This is a genomic window from Bacillus sp. SIMBA_005, from assembly GCF_046535585.1.
GTDB lineage: Bacteria > Bacillota > Bacilli > Bacillales > Bacillaceae > Bacillus > Bacillus pumilus.
Genome location: NZ_JAWRWI010000871.1, coordinates 1 through 249, shown reverse-complemented (window position 1 = coordinate 249; position 249 = coordinate 1). Strand labels below are relative to the sequence as shown.

General features: G+C 49.4%; 1 protein-coding gene. It reads left to right on the top strand.

Annotated features, from left to right (window positions below; all coding sequences use genetic code 11):
- Positions 1–249, top strand: a 249-nt coding sequence (locus SB660_RS22560; RefSeq protein WP_410584721.1) for a glycosyltransferase family A protein, incomplete at both ends; no start/stop codon positions are given.

Genomic DNA, 249 nt, shown 5'->3' with positions numbered 1-249 from the left:
TCACGGATGACCGCGTCCGGTTTTATCAAAGCGATGTATCGGGCGTCAAAGAAAGAACGGAAAAAACACGCTACGCCGCCTTGATTAATCAGGCAATAGAAATGGCGGAGGGCGAGTACGTGACGTATGCGACCGACGACAACACGTATGTGCCGGAACGGCTTGAGAAAATGGTGAAAGAGCTTGATGAAGACCCGGAAAAAGCCGTCGTGTATTCAAGTTCCAAAACCTATCATCTGAATCAGCGGA